Origin of the sequence: Bacillus sp. A260, assembly GCF_009861435.1 — a bacterium.
Lineage (GTDB): Bacteria > Bacillota > Bacilli > Bacillales > Bacillaceae_G > Bacillus_A > Bacillus_A cereus.
This window is the reverse complement of sequence record NZ_CP046398.1, coordinates 5,115,586-5,133,066: the sequence shown is the minus strand read 5'-3', so window position 1 is coordinate 5,133,066 and position 17,481 is coordinate 5,115,586. Positions and strand designations below refer to the sequence as shown.

Sequence of the window (17,481 nt, the reverse complement as noted above, 5' to 3'; positions counted from 1 at the left end):
GTTACAATTCACCACTGTAACATTGCACCACTTATTCTTTTAATTCCTCTTATAGCAGAAAGTTCATCTATTAATTGGAATAATGCTAAGTCTTTTTGTTTACTTTCAATCATAATATCGAAATTATGATTGTGTTTTTTTGCAATGTGTAAGAAAGGCTTAATAAACTCTAAATCGATATATTCAGCATGAGCCCTAAATTCTTTTTCCGATCTCGGGGAGGAAATGTGAACTTTAGGAGAGATATTTGTATGTGACCAAGTTTCAAAAATTGCAGGAAGCAACTCTTCTAGTGGTTCCTTGCAAAGATTGGCCATATGATGATGATAATCAAATACAAATGGAATATTTTCTTTTTGGCAAATTGATAAAGTTTCAGCGGTTGTATAGGTTTTGTCATCATTTTCAAGAGTCATTTGTTTTTTTATATGTGTAGGAAGTTTTTTTATGTTTTCATGGAAGCGCTCAATTGCCTTTTCTTTATTTCCATAGGCTCCACCTACATGAATATTAATGTAAGAAGAATCTGCAATGCCTATAGCATCCAATATTTTATAATGATAAGTCATATCCGTAATAGCGTTAGTAGTAATATGTGGCTTGTCGCTTGTAAATAGCGTAAATTGATTTGGATGAAAACTTATTCGTAAATTGTGTTCTTTAATTAAAGCCCCTATTTTACGCCAAAGTGGTGTGAACACCCCAATATAGTCAAACTCGACTTCGGGATGTGTTGCAAGTGGGACGATGGAAGACGATAGGCGATATAGTGGGATTTCATGCGCTATATTGTAATGAAGGATACGTATTGTGTGCTCTAAATTTTGCCTTATAACATGGTACAGTTTGTCTTCTCGCTCTTGCTTGCTGAGTTTCTTAAAGCTTGTAAACGTCATTGTTTTGGCAGGAGAACAGTCCCAGAGTGCCATTGCATGTGAGACATATCCAAACCGTATAAGCATATGAGATACACCTCTTTTATTCATTGTCTTTCCTATAAAAAGAAAGCAAACATTGTTCCAATCCATTCCTTTCCTCTATCGATAAGAGAAGGCGGGTTTACATCGCTATAGGAAAGTACAGATGCATTCTCTAGATCTTCATGGAATTTCTTTTTTACTGTTTGAATGAAATGTTTATTATATAACAGGCAGTTTATTTCATGGTTAATATATAAACTTCTCATATCAAAGTTTGCTGTTCCGATATCGCAAATATCATCGTCTACTATAATAATTTTGGCGTGAAAAAAACCTTGTTGAAATGCATAAATATTGCAACCAGCCTGTATTAATTTTCGGCAGTACGGAAATTTGGCTTCTCGAACAAGAGGGTGATCAGCTTTTTCTGGAACAAGAATTGTGATTTGAACCCCTCTTTCTTTTGCTTTTAATAAGGCATTCATAATTTTTTTTCCAGGAATGAAATATGGTGTACCGATACAGATTTCTTTTTTTGCCGCGTTAATTAAATGTAAAAAAGTATGCTGTAAATAAGCCCCATCAGTCGGAATAAATTGATGCAGGATGGTACCTGGGTTTTGTTTTGGAAAATAAAGAGAAGCATCTAATAAATTTTGTTTCGTATCATCAAACCAGTCATGCAAAAATTGCTTTTGTAAATCTTGAACCCCTTCTCCTGTAAGACGTAAATGGTAGTCTCGCCATAATCCTAAATATTCATTATGCCCTAGATACTCTTCACCGATATTAAATCCCCCGATATAGCCGGTTTTCCCATCAATCACTGTAATTTTCCTATGATTTCGTTGATTGGCAGAAAAGAAAGGCAGAGGAAATTTTACCTTATGACAAAATGAAAAAGATACACCATGTTTTTGCAGGGAGCGAATAGCTTCGTTTGATAAAGAATGGCTGCCAAATCGATCAAGTAAAAGTCGTACTTCAATTCCTTCCTGAGCCTTATCAATCAGCAATTTTAAAAATTCACGACTGATTTTATCGTTTTTTACAATGAAGAATAAAATATGAATGTGATGCTGTGCTTGTTTTATATCAGTAAATAAAGCGTCATACAAATCTTTCCCGTATGTATAAAGGTGAAAATCACTTTGACGTAAAGGGAAAGTGCGAGAGCTTACTCGTTTTAAATGAAGAAGTCTCCCGTATGAAAGGTCAATTGTAATCCAAAGAGCAACGGATATTAACAAAAGAGATAAGTAGAGCATTAGTGAATTCCCTCCTTCGCATTCTTTTCACCTTCAGTGTGTTACAAATGATACGGGTAGCACGGCTGTTATTATAAATTTCTTTAGAGGATAGATCTTGTACTGATTAAAGGTTCACTTTATAGTTTCACCGAAATAAACAGCTTTATGAAAAAATGTGTTGTTCTATAACAAAAAACTGTTGACTGAATGCTCACTCATTATATAATGGGGATAGGGGATATAATTCAGAAAATTATATATTTTTGAAGATTCAAAAAAGAAAGAGGGCTTACAAAGAGAGGGGTAGCATAAAAATGAATAGCTTACTGATCATTAATTGGCTGGCTGCCATTGCTGTTATTGCTTATGCAGGATATTTGTTTGTATATCTTATACGGACGAGAATGGCCTACATACAATTAGGAAAAAAAATTGAATTTGACCGTCGTTTTAAAGAGCGTTGGGATCTCCTTAAGGTCAATGTTTTCGGTCAAAAAAAGCTGCTGAAAGATAAGAAAAGCGGCATCATTCACGTTATGTTCTTTTACGGATTTATTCTTGTCCAATTTGGAGCAATTGACTTCGTTTGGAAAGGACTCGCACCAGGATCACATCTTCCACTTGGACCACTATACCCTGCATTTACATTCTTCCAGGAAATTGTCACACTTGTTATTTTAATTGCAGTATTTTGGGCTTTTCATAGACGTTATGTAGAAAAGCTTGTTCGTTTAAAACGTAACTTCAAATCAGGTCTTGTTCTTATCTTTATCGGTGGCTTAATGATTTCTGTGCTACTTGGTAACGGTATGGGACTTATATGGCATGGCGAGGAGCTTTCATGGAGTGAACCAATTGCTTCTGCAATCGCTTACGTTTTTAGCGGGATAAATGAAACCGTAGCCATTTCAGTGTTCTATTTTTCTTGGTGGGTGCATTTACTAATTTTGTTAACGTTTTTAGTGTATGTTCCACAATCAAAACATGCGCATTTAATTGCAGGACCAGCTAATGTATTCTTCGGTCGTCTTTCAAACCCAGGGAAGCTTGAAAAGATTGATTTTGAAGATGAAACGCAAGAAACATTTGGTGTTGGTAAAATTGAAGACTTTAGACAAAATCAACTTATTGACTTATACGCTTGTGTAGAGTGTGGCCGTTGTACAAATATGTGTCCGGCAACAGGAACAGGAAAAATGTTATCGCCGATGGACTTAATTTTAAAACTTCGCGATCATTTAACTGATAAAGGAGCTGCGGTAACATCAAAAGCACCGTGGGTTCCAGTAGTAGCCTTCAATAATACACAAGGAAATCAGTTAGCGATGATGGCAGCTGGAAAAGGACAACAAGAATCAGCGTCTACAACGCTCGCTTACGATCCGAGTTTAATCGGAGATGTTATTACAGAAGAAGAGATTTGGGCATGTACAACGTGTCGTAACTGTGAAGATCAATGCCCAGTTATGAATGAGCATGTTGACAAAATTATTGATTTACGTCGATATCTCGTTTTAACAGAAGGAAAAATGGACGCGGAAGCACAACGCGCGATGACAAATATCGAGCGTCAAGGGAATCCGTGGGGTCTGAACCGTAAAGAGCGTGAAACATGGCGCCAAGGTGATGACGAAGTAACAGTTCCAACTGTAAAAGAAAAATCAAAAGCTGGGGAGGAATTCGAGTATTTATTCTGGGTTGGTTCAATGGGATCATACGACAATCGTAGTCAGAAGATTGCGATATCGTTTGCGAAGTTAATGAACGAAGCAGGTATTTCATTCGCAATTCTCGGTAATAAAGAAAAGAATTCTGGAGATACACCACGCCGCCTCGGAAATGAATTTGTATTCCAAGAGATGGCGACAAAGAATATCGAAGAATTTGAAAAGGCAGGAGTGAAGAAAATCGTTACGATTGATCCTCATGCTTATAACACATTTAAAAATGAGTATCCGGACTTTGGCTTGCAAGCAGAAGTCTATCATCATACAGAATTGTTAGCTCAGTGGGTGAAAGAAGGGCGCTTAAAGCCTGTTCACGCTATTGAAGAAACAGTTACGTACCATGATTCCTGTTATTTAGGAAGATACAACGAAGTGTACGAAGCGCCACGTGACATTTTGAAAGCGATTCCTGGAGTGAATCTTGTAGAAATGGCACGTAACCGTGAAACTGGAATGTGCTGTGGCGCAGGTGGTGGCTTAATGTGGATGGAAGAAACAACAGGTTCTCGTATTAACGTTGCTCGTACAGAACAAGCATTAGCTGTACAGCCATCCATTATCGGTACAGGTTGTCCATATTGCTTAACGATGATCAGTGATGGAACGAAAGCGAAAGAGGTAGAAGAGAAAGTTCAAACTCTTGATGTGACAGAGATTTTAGAACGATCTGTTATCGGGCAGAAAAAAGAAGCAATGTAGTTTGTAAGAATGTATACAACTTTAGAAAGAGGTGCAATGATTGCACCTCTTCTCAACGTAGGGATACCGAGCGAGCGCTCAGTGTTAAAAAATGAAATGGGGGAAAGAAACATGAGTAAAACAGTTATTTTAAGTGCCGCAAGAACACCAGTTGGAAAATTTGGAGGATCTTTAAAGGATGTAAAAGCGACGGAACTTGGAGGAATTGCAATTAAAGCAGCACTTGAAAGAGCAAATGTTGCGGCTAGTGATGTTGAAGAAGTTATATTTGGAACGGTTATTCAAGGTGGGCAGGGACAAATTCCATCGCGCCAAGCTGCGAGGGCTGCTGGAATCCCTTGGGAAGTGCAGACGGAAACAGTGAATAAAGTTTGTGCATCAGGGCTTCGTGCGGTTACGTTAGCGGATCAGATTATTCGTACTGGCGATCAATCACTGATTGTAGCTGGCGGTATGGAGTCGATGAGTAACAGTCCTTACATTTTACGTGGAGCAAGATGGGGATACAGAATGGGCAACAACGAAGTTATTGATTTAAACGTTGCTGACGGTTTAACATGCGCATTTTCAGGTACACACATGGGCGTTTATGGCGGAGAAGTTGCAAAGGAAGATGGAATTTCTCGTGAAGCGCAAGATGAATGGGCATATCGTAGCCATCAGCGTGCGGTTTCAGCGCATAAAGAAGGGCGTTTTGAAGAGGAAATCGTGCCAGTAACGATTCCGCAAAGAAAAGGCGATCCTATTGTCGTTGCAAAGGATGAGGCGCCACGTGAAGATACAACGATTGAAAAGTTAGCAAAGTTAAAACCTGTATTTGATAAGACAGCGACGGTGACAGCTGGTAATGCGCCGGGACTAAACGATGGTGGTGCCGCACTTGTATTAATGAGCGAAGACAGAGCGAAGCAAGAAGGAAGAAAGCCATTAGCGACAATTTTGGCGCATACAGCAATTGCAGTGGAATCTAAAGATTTCCCAAGAACTCCAGGTTATGCAATTAACGCATTGCTTGAAAAAACAGGAAAGACAATTGAAGACATTGATTTATTCGAGATTAATGAAGCCTTTGCAGCGGTAGCAATTGCAAGTACAGAAATCGCAGGAATTGATCCGGAAAAATTGAATGTAAATGGCGGCGCGGTAGCGATGGGACATCCAATTGGAGCAAGCGGAGCGCGCATTATCGTTACACTAATCCATGCACTTAAGCAGCGCGGCGGCGGAATTGGAATTGCTTCGATTTGTAGCGGTGGCGGTCAAGGGGACGCAGTGATGATTGAAGTTCACTAATTAAAGTTCGAGGGTATAAAATTTATTAACAATTAAGGGGGAAGAAAAAATGGGTGTACAAAACATTGTTGTAATTGGTGCAGGGCAAATGGGATCAGGAATTGCACAAGTATGTGCAATGGCAGGATATGACGTGAAGGTACAAGATTTAAAGCAAGAGCAATTAGATAGAGGATTGGCTATCATTACGAAAAACTTAGCACGGCAAGTAGAAAAAGGACGTATGAAGGAAGAAGAGAAGGAAGCCACATTAAATCGTCTTACAGTAACGCTTGATTTAGATTGTGTGAAAGAAGCGGATCTTATTATTGAAGCCGCTGTTGAGAAAATGGATATTAAAAAGAAAATCTTTGCGAATCTAGATGAAATTGCTCCAGAACACGCAATTTTAGCAACGAATACGTCATCTCTGCCAATTACAGAAATTGCAGCGGTAACGAAGCGTCCGGAAAAAGTAATCGGTATGCACTTTATGAATCCAGTTCCAGTTATGAAGCTTGTTGAGATTATTCGTGGTTTGGCTACCGATGATGCGGTATATGAAGCAATTGAAGATATTACGAAAAAAATTGGGAAAGTACCAGTTGAAGTGAATGATTTCCCAGGTTTTGTATCAAATCGTATTTTGCTACCGATGATTAACGAAGCAATTTATACGTTATATGAAGGTGTAGCGACGAAAGAAGCAATTGATGAAGTCATGAAGCTTGGTATGAACCATCCGATGGGGCCTTTGACACTCGCCGATTTTATCGGTTTAGATACGTGTTTATACATTATGGAAGTGTTGCATGAAGGATTAGGAGATAGTAAATATCGCCCATGTCCGTTATTACGTAAGTATGTGAATGCAGGATGGTTAGGGCGTAAAACAGGTCGTGGATTCTACGTTTACGAATAAATGCCCCCTTTGTTACAACATAGTGGTCTTACCAAATTATTTAAAGGATATATAGCAAATGGAGGCGGAATATATGAACTTTCGTTTTAATGAAGAGCAGCAAATGATGAGGAAAATGGTTCGGGATTTTGCACAGAAGGAAATAGCTCCCTTTGTTCCTAGTATGGAACAAGGGGTGTTCCCGAAAGAGATTTTGCAAAAGATGGGTGAGCTTGGATTAATGGGTATTCCAGCGCCTGCAAAATACGGTGGGGCAGAAATGGACTTTATATCTTACATTCTAGCAATTGAGGAAATCTCAAAGGTAAGTGCAACAGTTGGTGTAATTTTAGCTGTACATACGTCAGTTGGAATGAATCCGATTTTATATTTCGGAACAGAAGAACAGAAGAAAAAATATGTTTCTAAACTTGCAACTGGGGAATATTTAGGTGCATTTGCTTTAACAGAGCCAAATGCAGGATCAGATGCAGGGAGTTTGAAATCAAGAGCTGTGAAAAAAGGTGATCATTATATTATTAATGGATCGAAAGTGTTTATTACAAATGGTGGTGAAGCAAGTACATACATTGTATTCGCTTCTACAAATCCAGAGGCAGGAAAAAGTGGTATTTCTGCATTTATAGTAGAGAAAGATACACCTGGTTTAATCATTGGAAAAGATGAACATAAGATGGGACTTCTCGGTTCTCGTACAGTACAACTTACTTTTGAAGATATGAAAGTGCCAGCTGAGAATTTACTTGGGGAAGAAGGACAAGGATTTAAGGTGGCAATGGCGAATTTAGATGTTGGGCGAATTGGAATCGGTGCGCAGGCGTTAGGAATTGCTGAAGCGGCGCTTGGCTGTGCAATTGATTATGCAAAAGAAAGAGAGCAATTCGGGAAGCCAATTGCGGCGCAGCAAGGGATTGGCTTCAAGCTTGCAGATATGGCAACAAGTGTCGAAGCAGCAAGGTTACTCGTATATAGAGCGGCATCTCTTAGGGCACAGGGCTTACCATGCGGTAAAGAAGCATCTATTGCGAAATTATTTGCTTCTAAGACAGCGGTTGAAGTCGCGATTGAGGCGGTGCAAGTGTTTGGTGGTTACGGTTATACGAAAGACTATCCAGTAGAACGATTTTTCCGTGATGCGAAAATCACGCAAATATATGAAGGAACAAGTGAAATACAGAAACTTGTTATTAGCCGTGCTTTATAAAAGGGCGAGGGGGAGACGGAGATGCATTTTAAACTATCAGAAGAACATGAAATGATAAGAAAAATGGTTCGAGATTTTGCTAAAAATGAAGTGGCACCAACAGCAGCTGAGCGTGATGAGGAAGAGCGATTTGATCGAGAATTATTTGATCAAATGGCAGAGCTTGGTTTAACCGGTATTCCGTGGCCTGAAGAGTACGGTGGAATTGGAAGCGATTACTTAGCGTACGTAATCGCTATTGAAGAATTATCCCGCGTTTGTGCTTCAACAGGCGTAACACTGTCCGCGCATACTTCACTTGCAGGATGGCCAATTTTTAAATTTGGGACGGAAGAGCAAAAGCAAAAGTTTTTACGACCGATGGCTGAAGGAAAGAAAATTGGTGCATACGGCTTAACGGAGCCAGGATCTGGATCGGATGCTGGTGGAATGAAGACAATCGCAAAGAGAGATGGAGACCATTATATTTTAAATGGATCAAAAATTTTCATTACAAATGGTGGTATTGCTGATATTTACGTTGTTTTTGCGCTAACTGATCCTGAATCAAAGCAGCGCGGTACGAGTGCATTTATTGTAGAAAGTGATACACCGGGATTTTCAGTTGGGAAGAAGGAGAGTAAGCTAGGGATTCGCTCTTCACCAACGACTGAAATTATGTTTGAAGATTGCCGTATTCCTGTAGAGAATCTACTTGGAGAAGAGGGGCAAGGGTTTAAAGTTGCGATGCAAACATTAGATGGAGGTCGTAACGGTATTGCGGCGCAAGCTGTTGGTATTGCACAAGGGGCTTTAGATGCTTCTGTAGAATATGCAAGGGAGCGCCATCAATTTGGAAAACCAATTGCGGCGCAGCAAGGGATTGGCTTTAAACTTGCGGATATGGCAACAGATGTAGAAGCGGCACGCCTATTAACATATCAAGCGGCTTGGCTTGAATCAGAAGGGCTTCCGTATGGAAAAGAGTCAGCGATGTCAAAAGTATTTGCAGGAGATACAGCGATGAGGGTGACGACTGAAGCGGTGCAAGTATTTGGTGGTTACGGTTATACGAAAGATTATCCAGTAGAGCGTTATATGCGAGATGCAAAAATTACACAAATATATGAAGGAACACAAGAGATTCAGAGGCTTGTAATTTCTCGTATGTTAACGAAGTAGGAACGAAAGCGTAGGTATTTTCCTACGCTTTTTCCTTCCAAAAAATAATAGAGAGAGGTGAAGGGAATGGTTAAACATAATGTACATGCATCGGTGAAAGATGAAAAATTAGTTGCGTTAAGACGTGAGCAAATGATTAAAGGTGCGGTGCAACTGTTTAAACAAAAAGGATTTCCGCGTACAACAACGAGAGAAATTGCAAAAGCGGCTGGATTTAGTATAGGGACACTTTATGAGTACATTCGTACAAAAGATGATGTTTTGTATTTAGTTTGTGATAGTATTTATGAACATGTAAAAGAAAGATTAGAGGAAGTAGTTTGTACAGAAAAAGGGAGTGTAGAAAGTTTAAAGATAGCAATAACGAATTATTTTAAAGTGATGGATGAATTACAGGAAGAAGTATTGATAATGTATCAAGAGGTACGCTTTTTACCGAAAGAATCACTTCCGTATGTATTAGAAAAGGAGTTTCAAATGGTAGGAATGTTCGAGAATATTTTAGAACAGTGTACGGAAAATGGAACATTTACATTAAATAAAAAAGAAATACAGCTTCTTGCCCATAATATTTTTATACAAGGACAGATGTGGGGATTTAGACGCTGGGCGCTGCAAAAACTGTATACGCTCGAAGAATATACAGAAATGCAAATTAGGTATGTATTGCAAGGGGCCCATATGCTTCCGAAATAAGGAACAGACAAATTATAATTTTACTACCCTATAAAAGTTTCCCGTTTTTTTTTGTAGCATATTTGTGCGACTTTTGTTTATAATGAATAGTATGGATTTTTTTAAGCAGGCCGTTATATATAAGGTTATATTTGATGAAAGGAAGTGCCGCATAAGTGGATTTTAAGCAATATTCACCAGAAGAGCTAAAAGAATGTTCAATGATTGAAGTTGTACATAGCGTTTTAGGGGATAAAAAACAAGCAACGACATTCAACGAGTTGGTTCAAGAAATCGCTCAAGTGCTGGGACTATCTCAAGAGCAAGTTAATGCGAAAATCGCACAATTTTATACAGACTTAAACATTGATGGACGTTTCATTAATTTAGGAGAAAATCGTTGGGGGCTACGCAGCTGGTACCCATACGAGCAAATTGATGAAGAAATCTTGCCTCAACCAAAACCGAAGAAGAAACGTAAAGTTGAAGAAGACGGTTTTGACGACTACATTGAAGAAGATGAAGATGACTTCGACGATGCAGACGTAAGTGAAGACGAAGATGATGATGTAGAAGATTTGGACAAGGTTCTTGAAGAAGAAGACGGAGATGACGACGATCTTGATGATTTAGACGAAGATGACGACGACTTCGCTGAAGAAGAACTTGAGTATGACGAAACTGAAGAAGAAGAAGAGGAAGAACTGTAGTTCTTGACTTTTCATTATCGTCCATGTAGAATCATTTTTGGGCTCTTTAAAAAAGGACGATAATACTTTTAAAGTGTAAATATAAAAGAAAATTGCTCCCTACTTATTACTTTTTGTGATGAGGGGAGCAATTTTCTTTTTTGTTTTTTGTTTAGAAAATAAAAAGAGTCTAACAATAAGATGGATACAGTGTTATCTACATACGTTGCGCTTTGCAACGGTGATTATATAACAGCAAAATAGAAGGGAGCTTTTTCATGACTAAGTATATTTTTGTAACAGGCGGTGTAGTATCGTCTTTAGGAAAAGGTATTACAGCAGCATCTCTTGGAAGACTTTTAAAAAATCGTGGTTTAAACGTAACGATTCAAAAGTTTGATCCATACATTAACGTAGACCCAGGGACTATGAGCCCATATCAACACGGTGAGGTATTCGTAACAGATGATGGCGCAGAAACTGACTTAGACCTTGGTCACTATGAGCGTTTCATCGACATTAACTTAAACAAATACAGCAACGTAACAACAGGTAAAATTTACTCTTCAGTTCTTCAAAAAGAGCGTCGCGGTGAATATTTAGGAGGAACCGTTCAAGTTATTCCTCACATTACTAACGAAATTAAAGAACGCGTATATCGTTCTGGTCGTGAAACAAATGCGGATGTTGTTATTACAGAAATCGGTGGAACTGTTGGTGACATCGAGTCTCTACCATTCTTAGAAGCAATCCGTCAAATTAAGAGCGACATCGGTCGTGACAATGTAATGTACATTCACTGTACGTTAATCCCGTACTTAAAAGCAGCGGGTGAAATGAAGACAAAACCAACACAACATAGTGTTAAAGAACTTCGTAGCTTAGGTATTCAACCAAACATTATCGTTGTTCGTACAGAAATGCCTGTTTCTCAAGATATGAAAGACAAGCTTGCATTATTCTGTGACATCGATACAAAAGCGGTTATCGAAGCTCGCGATGCAGATACTTTATATGCGGTCCCATTATCTCTTCAAGAACAAAACATGGACCAAATCGTTTGTGACCACTTAAAATTAGACAATCCAGCTGCAGATATGACAGAGTGGACTGCTCTAGTTAACAAAGTGCGTAATCTTTCTAAGAAAACAAAAATCGCTCTTGTTGGTAAATATGTAGAACTTCAAGATGCTTATATTTCTGTTGTAGAAGCACTTCGTCATGCTGGTTACTCATTCGACACAGATGTAGAAGTAAAATGGGTAAATGCTGAGCACGTAACAGCAGAAAACGTAAAAGAATTAGTTGGCGATACAGATGGTATCCTTGTACCAGGTGGCTTCGGTGATCGTGGTGTAGAAGGTAAAATCGTTGCGATTCAATATGCTCGTGAAAACAAAGTTCCATTCTTAGGAATTTGCTTAGGTATGCAACTTGCATCAATCGAATTTGCACGTAATGTATTAGGTTTAGAAGGTGCTAACTCTTCTGAAATCAACCCTGACACACCATATGCAATCATCGACTTATTACCAGAACAAAAAGATGTAGAGGACCTAGGTGGTACACTTCGTCTTGGTCTATACCCATGTAAGCTTGCTGAAGAAACAAATGCTTACAATGCTTATAATGAGCCGGTTGTATATGAACGTCATCGTCATCGTTATGAGTTCAACAACCAGTTCCGTCCGGATATGGAAAAAGAAGGATTTGTATTCTCTGGTACAAGCCCAGACGGTCGTCTAGTTGAAATCATTGAATTAAAAGATCATCCTTGGTTCGTGGCAGCACAGTTCCACCCAGAACTTGTTTCTCGTCCAAACCGTCCACAACCATTGTTCCATGACTTCGTAAGAGCTTCTATTACGAATAAAGAGAGCAAGTAATAAAAAAAGCGCCTGAAATAAGGCGCTTTTTTTAATATTCATTTAACATTTCATCGATTGTGAATTTGATCCCGTGATAAGCAAATAAGGCTACTATTAAACTTGGGAATCCGTAGCGATTACCTTCATCGTCTGGAATAAGACCTTGTAACAGTTTTGTATCAATATGTACGTCTGTATATCGTTCGAGTGATTCCGTACCTTCTTGAAGAGCAGAAATGCCGACAATAGAGTGTCCCTCTTCTTGTAGTTTTTTTGCAATTTCTACAACCGCTTCATCTGTTGAAAAACGGCTAATAAGAAGTACACGATCCGCAGAGGTTACTTCTGCTTCTTTACCATTTTCAAATAAGCGTTTTGCTTGCTTCATTGGTTCAGCACCGAATAGTGCCTCGGCAACAACGCCCTCCATTTCATTTGTACCATGTAAATAAATGAAACCATCGCCAACTAATGCTTGAGCAAGTAAACGAGCGCTATCTTCTATATTCATTTCTTCTTTTTGAGAAACTCTGGAGAAATAACCACTTAATTGAGTTGAAAAAATTTTTAACATAATGTTACTCCCTTCGTACGTGTTTGCCGGCTTTCATTATAATTTATTTTTTTAGAAAGGTGAAATCGTAGGGTAGCATAACAAAATAGGAAACGGTAAAATAAGAAAGAATAGGAAGGAATTTGCCAAAGAATAGCGAAATTAAATCGTTAAGATATAAGAAGCTTTAAATCTTGTACTTACACAGAAAGGTTGGGAATTATGGAAGGTAAAATTTTAATCGTTGATGATCAATATGGGATTCGTGTGTTATTACATGAAGTGTTCCAAAAAGAAGGTTATCAGACATTCCAAGCAGCGAATGGATTTCAAGCTTTAGATATCGTGAAAAAAGATAATCCAGATTTAGTAGTGTTAGATATGAAAATTCCAGGCATGGATGGTATAGAGATTTTAAAGCATGTAAAAGAAATTGATGAGAGTATTAAAGTAATTTTAATGACTGCTTATGGAGAGCTTGATATGATCCAAGAAGCAAAAGATTTAGGAGCTTTAATGCATTTTGCTAAACCATTTGATATTGATGAAATTCGTCAAGCTGTGAGAAATGAGCTCGCTGTAGAGGCATAAAAATGAATTTTTTATAAAAAATATGGAAAAAAGCGTTTACATGGACTATTGTGCAGGTGAATACGGTTGAGTTTTTGAGTACAAGTTGTTATCCTATTGAGTGTAGAAAAAAGTCCGGTATGTAGATATACATATTTTACCTTATTCTGGTCATACTACCAGCGATAAGAACTTATCGGATACAAAAAACGTTTTTTAGGAGGATTCACCATGCCTTTAGTTTCTATGAAAGAAATGCTAAACAAAGCACTAGAAGGAAAATACGCAGTTGGTCAATTCAACATGAACAACTTAGAGTGGACTCAAGCTATCTTAGCTGCTGCGGAAGAAGAAAAATCTCCTGTAATCCTAGGTGTATCTGAGGGTGCAGCTCGTCATATGACTGGTTTCAAAACAGTTGTAGCTATGGTTAAAGCTTTAATCGAAGAAATGAACATCACTGTTCCTGTAGCGATTCACCTTGACCATGGTTCAAGCTTCGAAAAATGTAAAGAAGCAATCGATGCAGGTTTCACATCTGTAATGATCGACGCTTCTCACCACCCATTCGAAGAAAACGTTGAAACTACTAAACAAGTAGTAGAATACGCACACGCTCGTAACGTATCTGTTGAAGCTGAGCTTGGAACAGTTGGCGGACAAGAAGACGACGTAATCGCTGAAGGCGTAATTTACGCTGACCCAGCAGAGTGTAAGCACCTTGTTGAAGCAACAGGTATCGATTGCCTAGCTCCAGCTTTAGGTTCTGTACACGGTCCTTACAAAGGTGAGCCTAACTTAGGATTCGCTGAAATGGAACAAGTTCGTGACTTCACTGGCGTACCTTTAGTATTACATGGTGGTACTGGTATCCCAACTGCTGATATCGAAAAAGCTATCTCTTTAGGTACTTCAAAAATCAACGTAAACACTGAGAACCAAATCGAGTTTACAAAAGCTGTTCGTGAAGTATTAAATAAAGACCAAGAAGTTTACGATCCTCGTAAATTTATCGGACCTGGCCGCGACGCTATCAAAGCAACTGTTATTGGTAAAATTCGCGAATTCGGTTCTAACGGTAAAGCGTAAGAATAAAATTCCGTTTTGGAAACCGTCTAGTCTTTTAGACGGTTTCCTTTCGTTGTATAATGAAAGCGTGAACAAGTCTAAAGATTTTATCATTTTTGGTTTTTAAATAGAAAATAATGTGCATAGTCCTATTAATAAATGTGATAACGTATCTAAATTGATAAAGTAAATTCGATGAATAGTTGATCTTTATCTATTCGTGCTACAGGAGAAATGAAGATAATGGTTTCCTATTTATTGAGTTTTGGGATGGAAAGAGTAATTGAGATTCTTAAGGGGAGCTTTCTATAAAAAGATAGAAAGTAAATACATTCACAAGAAGGGAGCTCAATATGGAAAAATTGCTAATTGAAGGCGGAAGAGCTTTAAATGGAACAATTCGAGTAAGTGGTGCAAAGAACAGTGCCGTTGCATTAATTCCAGCGACAATTTTAGCAGATACTCCAGTAACTATTGGTGGTGTCCCTAATATTTCGGACGTGAAAATGTTAGGAGACTTACTAGAGGAAATTGGAGGGAAAGTAACTTATGGACAGGAGGAAGAGATGGTAGTCGATCCTTCTAACATGGTTGCAATGCCTTTGCCAAATGGAAAAGTGAAAAAATTGCGCGCTTCTTATTATTTAATGGGTGCAATGCTTGGCCGTTTTAAAAAAGCTGTTATTGGGCTTCCGGGTGGATGTCATTTAGGACCGAGGCCGATTGATCAGCATATTAAAGGGTTTGAAGCGCTAGGTGCACATGTTACGAATGAACAAGGTGCCATCTATTTAAGAGCAGATGAGCTACGCGGGGCACGTATTTATTTAGATGTTGTTAGTGTAGGAGCTACGATTAATATTATGCTAGCAGCTGTACGAGCGAAAGGTAGAACTGTTATTGAAAATGCAGCGAAAGAGCCTGAGATCATTGATGTAGCTACATTGTTAACAAGCATGGGAGCACGTATTAAAGGTGCTGGTACTGACGTAATCCGAATAGATGGTGTTGACTCTTTACATGGTTGTCACCATACTATCATCCCAGATCGTATTGAAGCTGGTACGTATATGATTCTAGGAGCTGCATCAGGAGGAGAAGTAACGGTTGATAACGTTATTCCTCAGCATTTAGAATCAGTTACTGCAAAGCTAAGAGAAGCTGGTGTTCAAGTTGAAACGAACGATGATCAAATTACGGTGAACGGTAATAGAAAGTTAAAAGTAGTTGATATCAAAACGCTTGTATATCCAGGTTTTCCAACGGATTTACAACAGCCGTTTACGACGCTTTTAACAAAGGCACACGGGACGGGAGTTGTAACAGATACAATTTACGGTGCCCGTTTCAAACACATTGATGAATTACGTCGTATGAATGCTCAAATTAAAGTAGAGGGTCGTTCGGCAATTGTAACTGGTCCTGTGTTACTGCAAGGCGCAAAAGTGAAGGCGAGTGATTTACGAGCAGGAGCGGCACTTGTTATTGCAGGGTTAATGGCAGATGGAATTACAGAAGTAACAGGACTTGAGCATATTGATCGAGGTTATGAGAATATAGTGGACAAGCTTAAAGGGCTTGGTGCAAACATTTGGCGAGAACAAATGACAAAGCAAGAAATTGAAGAAATGAAGAACGCATAAGTGATACTTCCGCAAGGGGGAAGCGAAGCATCACTACTTGCGGAAGTACACTTTATAGAAAAACACGGTTCACAAAATACGGCAGAAATATAAAGGCTTAAAGGAGAGGGATTATCGTGGAAAGAAGTTTATCTATGGAGTTAGTACGTGTAACAGAGGCTGCAGCTTTATCATCAGCGCGTTGGATGGGGCGCGGGAAAAAGGATGAGGCAGACGGTGCAGCAACATCAGCTATGCGTGATGTATTTGATACAATTCCGATGAAAGGTACAGTTGTAATTGGTGAAGGTGAGATGGATGAAGCACCAATGCTATATATCGGAGAGAAATTAGGTACAGGATATGGACCACGTGTAGACGTTGCGGTTGATCCTTTAGAAGGGACAAACATCGTAGCAGCTGGTGGCTGGAATGCTCTTGCTGTCATTGCAATTGCAGACCACGGTAATTTGTTACATGCCCCTGACATGTACATGGATAAAATCGCGGTTGGCCCAGAAGCAGTTGGGGCGGTCGACATTGATGCGCCTATTATTGATAACTTACGTGCAGTTGCGAAAGCGAAAAATAAAGATATTGAAGATGTTGTAGCGACAGTTTTAAATCGTCCACGTCATCAAGAAATTATTGAAGAAATTCGTAAAGCTGGTGCGCGCATTAAATTGATTAATGATGGAGATGTAGCTGGAGCGATTAATACAGCGTTTGATCGTACAGGTGTAGATATTTTATTTGGATCTGGTGGAGCACCTGAAGGTGTATTAGCAGCAGTTGCTTTAAAATGTTTAGGTGGAGAAATTCACGGAAAACTATTGCCACAAAACGAAGCTGAATTAGCACGTTGTAAAAAAATGGGCATAGAAGACATTAATCGTATCCTTCGCATGGAGGACTTAGTAAAAGGTGACGATGCAATCTTTGCAGCAACAGGCGTAACAGATGGAGAACTATTACGCGGTGTTCAATTTAAAGGTAGCGTAGGAACAACGCAATCCCTTGTTATGCGCGCAAAATCAGGCACAGTTCGCTTCGTAGATGGTCGTCATAGCTTAAATAAAAAACCGAACTTGGTTATTAAGTAAAAGGTGGAAGCGGCTCGCTCAGAATCGCAGGACACTTTCAACTCTCGACCTTGAAGCGCTCTTTGCTTCGAGTGAGAGAGTGAAATGACCGGAGATTCTAGCCGCTGGAACTGGATTTAAGTAAAAAGCGTAAGCAGCTCGTTCAGAATGGGAGGGGGATGGAGCTTCTGACGTAGAG

The 17,481-nt window shown here is 39.0% G+C and carries 15 protein-coding genes; 12 read left to right on the top strand and 3 right to left on the bottom strand.

Annotated elements, in window-relative coordinates:
• Positions 1 to 8 precede the first annotated feature (8 nt).
• Together uvsE and cls are read right to left on the bottom strand one after the other, a co-directional pair.
• The gene (uvsE, locus tag GD442_RS26105; RefSeq protein WP_033666657.1) at positions 9 to 962 is read right to left on the bottom strand and encodes a UV DNA damage repair endonuclease UvsE; all 954 of its coding nucleotides are present in this window, start codon (positions 960 to 962) and stop codon (positions 9 to 11) included.
• 32 nt (positions 963 to 994) lie between these two features.
• Positions 995 to 2,188 carry a cardiolipin synthase gene (gene cls / locus GD442_RS26100; protein ID WP_000966420.1) on the bottom strand — a complete coding sequence of 398 codons (1,194 nt, stop codon included), beginning with the start codon at positions 2,186 to 2,188 and terminating at the stop codon, positions 995 to 997.
• Between the two features lie 296 nt (positions 2,189 to 2,484).
• On the opposite strand from cls, the gene GD442_RS26095 reads away from it, so the two are divergent.
• The 8 genes from GD442_RS26095 (at position 2,485) to pyrG (ending at position 12,405) form a co-directional block, all read left to right on the top strand.
• On the top strand, positions 2,485 to 4,596 hold the full coding sequence (locus tag GD442_RS26095; RefSeq protein WP_001086776.1) for a (Fe-S)-binding protein: 2,112 nt from the start codon (positions 2,485 to 2,487) through the stop codon (positions 4,594 to 4,596).
• A 9-nt stretch (positions 4,597 to 4,605) separates the two neighbouring features.
• On the top strand, positions 4,606 to 5,889 hold the full coding sequence (locus GD442_RS26090) for an acetyl-CoA C-acetyltransferase (protein WP_002026635.1): 1,284 nt from the start codon (positions 4,606 to 4,608) through the stop codon (positions 5,887 to 5,889).
• Between the two features lie 49 nt (positions 5,890 to 5,938).
• Positions 5,939 to 6,790 carry a 3-hydroxybutyryl-CoA dehydrogenase gene (locus GD442_RS26085; protein ID WP_000538874.1) on the top strand — a complete coding sequence of 284 codons (852 nt, stop codon included), beginning with the start codon at positions 5,939 to 5,941 and terminating at the stop codon, positions 6,788 to 6,790.
• A 73-nt stretch (positions 6,791 to 6,863) separates the two neighbouring features.
• Positions 6,864 to 7,994 carry an acyl-CoA dehydrogenase gene (locus tag GD442_RS26080; RefSeq protein ID WP_001011179.1) on the top strand — a complete coding sequence of 377 codons (1,131 nt, stop codon included), beginning with the start codon at positions 6,864 to 6,866 and terminating at the stop codon, positions 7,992 to 7,994.
• 21 nt (positions 7,995 to 8,015) lie between these two features.
• Positions 8,016 to 9,155, top strand: a complete 1,140-nt coding sequence (acdA, locus tag GD442_RS26075; RefSeq protein WP_000545544.1) for an acyl-CoA dehydrogenase AcdA — start codon at positions 8,016 to 8,018, stop codon at positions 9,153 to 9,155.
• 66 nt (positions 9,156 to 9,221) lie between these two features.
• On the top strand, positions 9,222 to 9,851 hold the full coding sequence (locus tag GD442_RS26070; protein WP_000238605.1) for a TetR/AcrR family transcriptional regulator: 630 nt from the start codon (positions 9,222 to 9,224) through the stop codon (positions 9,849 to 9,851).
• Between the two features lie 155 nt (positions 9,852 to 10,006).
• Positions 10,007 to 10,540: a DNA-directed RNA polymerase subunit delta gene (gene rpoE / locus GD442_RS26065; RefSeq protein ID WP_000346279.1), complete on the top strand. Its 534-nt coding sequence runs from the start codon at positions 10,007 to 10,009 to the stop codon at positions 10,538 to 10,540.
• Positions 10,541 to 10,797: 257 nt separating this feature from the next.
• A complete protein-coding gene (gene pyrG / locus GD442_RS26060) occupies positions 10,798 to 12,405 on the top strand; it encodes a CTP synthase (RefSeq protein WP_000170460.1) in 1,608 nt (535 codons plus the stop codon).
• 31 nt (positions 12,406 to 12,436) lie between these two features.
• Here the strand turns inward: pyrG and GD442_RS26055 are convergent, their stop codons facing one another.
• Positions 12,437 to 12,961: a DUF2529 domain-containing protein gene (locus tag GD442_RS26055; protein ID WP_000912403.1), complete on the bottom strand. Its 525-nt coding sequence runs from the start codon at positions 12,959 to 12,961 to the stop codon at positions 12,437 to 12,439.
• Between the two features lie 201 nt (positions 12,962 to 13,162).
• On the opposite strand from GD442_RS26055, the gene spo0F reads away from it, so the two are divergent.
• The 4 genes from spo0F to glpX all read left to right on the top strand — a co-directional run bounded on the left by spo0F (position 13,163) and on the right by glpX (position 17,303).
• Entirely contained in the window at positions 13,163 to 13,531 is a 369-nt protein-coding gene (gene spo0F / locus GD442_RS26050) for a sporulation initiation phosphotransferase Spo0F (RefSeq protein ID WP_000398594.1), read from the top strand.
• 210 nt (positions 13,532 to 13,741) lie between these two features.
• Complete coding sequence (locus tag GD442_RS26045; RefSeq protein WP_001131855.1) at positions 13,742 to 14,599, top strand: class II fructose-bisphosphate aldolase; 858 nt, start codon at positions 13,742 to 13,744, stop codon at positions 14,597 to 14,599.
• Positions 14,600 to 14,931: 332 nt separating this feature from the next.
• Positions 14,932 to 16,221 carry a UDP-N-acetylglucosamine 1-carboxyvinyltransferase gene (murA, locus tag GD442_RS26040; protein ID WP_000413254.1) on the top strand — a complete coding sequence of 430 codons (1,290 nt, stop codon included), beginning with the start codon at positions 14,932 to 14,934 and terminating at the stop codon, positions 16,219 to 16,221.
• A gap of 116 nt (positions 16,222 to 16,337) precedes the next feature.
• Positions 16,338 to 17,303, top strand: coding sequence for a class II fructose-bisphosphatase (gene glpX, locus GD442_RS26035; RefSeq protein WP_000442340.1), 966 nt, complete (start codon positions 16,338 to 16,340; stop codon positions 17,301 to 17,303).
• Positions 17,304 to 17,481: the final 178 nt, after the last annotated feature.

What these genes read in the sequence shown, in the direction of transcription:
- GD442_RS26090 (WP_002026635.1), top strand. Translation starts at nt 4,606, where the DNA reads ATGTATACAACTTTAGAAAGAGGTGCAATGATTGCACCTCTTCTCAAC.
- GD442_RS26070 (WP_000238605.1), top strand. Translation starts at nt 9,222, where the DNA reads ATGGTTAAACATAATGTACATGCATCGGTGAAAGATGAAAAATTAGTT.
- GD442_RS26085 (WP_000538874.1), top strand. Translation starts at nt 5,939, where the DNA reads ATGGGTGTACAAAACATTGTTGTAATTGGTGCAGGGCAAATGGGATCA.
- uvsE (WP_033666657.1), bottom strand. Translation starts at nt 962, where the DNA reads ATGCTTATACGGTTTGGATATGTCTCACATGCAATGGCACTCTGGGAC.
- GD442_RS26055 (WP_000912403.1), bottom strand. Translation starts at nt 12,961, where the DNA reads ATGTTAAAAATTTTTTCAACTCAATTAAGTGGTTATTTCTCCAGAGTT.
- pyrG (WP_000170460.1), top strand. Translation starts at nt 10,798, where the DNA reads ATGACTAAGTATATTTTTGTAACAGGCGGTGTAGTATCGTCTTTAGGA.
- spo0F (WP_000398594.1), top strand. Translation starts at nt 13,163, where the DNA reads ATGGAAGGTAAAATTTTAATCGTTGATGATCAATATGGGATTCGTGTG.
- GD442_RS26095 (WP_001086776.1), top strand. Translation starts at nt 2,485, where the DNA reads ATGAATAGCTTACTGATCATTAATTGGCTGGCTGCCATTGCTGTTATT.
- cls (WP_000966420.1), bottom strand. Translation starts at nt 2,188, where the DNA reads ATGCTCTACTTATCTCTTTTGTTAATATCCGTTGCTCTTTGGATTACA.
- GD442_RS26045 (WP_001131855.1), top strand. Translation starts at nt 13,742, where the DNA reads ATGCCTTTAGTTTCTATGAAAGAAATGCTAAACAAAGCACTAGAAGGA.
- GD442_RS26080 (WP_001011179.1), top strand. Translation starts at nt 6,864, where the DNA reads ATGAACTTTCGTTTTAATGAAGAGCAGCAAATGATGAGGAAAATGGTT.
- acdA (WP_000545544.1), top strand. Translation starts at nt 8,016, where the DNA reads ATGCATTTTAAACTATCAGAAGAACATGAAATGATAAGAAAAATGGTT.
- murA (WP_000413254.1), top strand. Translation starts at nt 14,932, where the DNA reads ATGGAAAAATTGCTAATTGAAGGCGGAAGAGCTTTAAATGGAACAATT.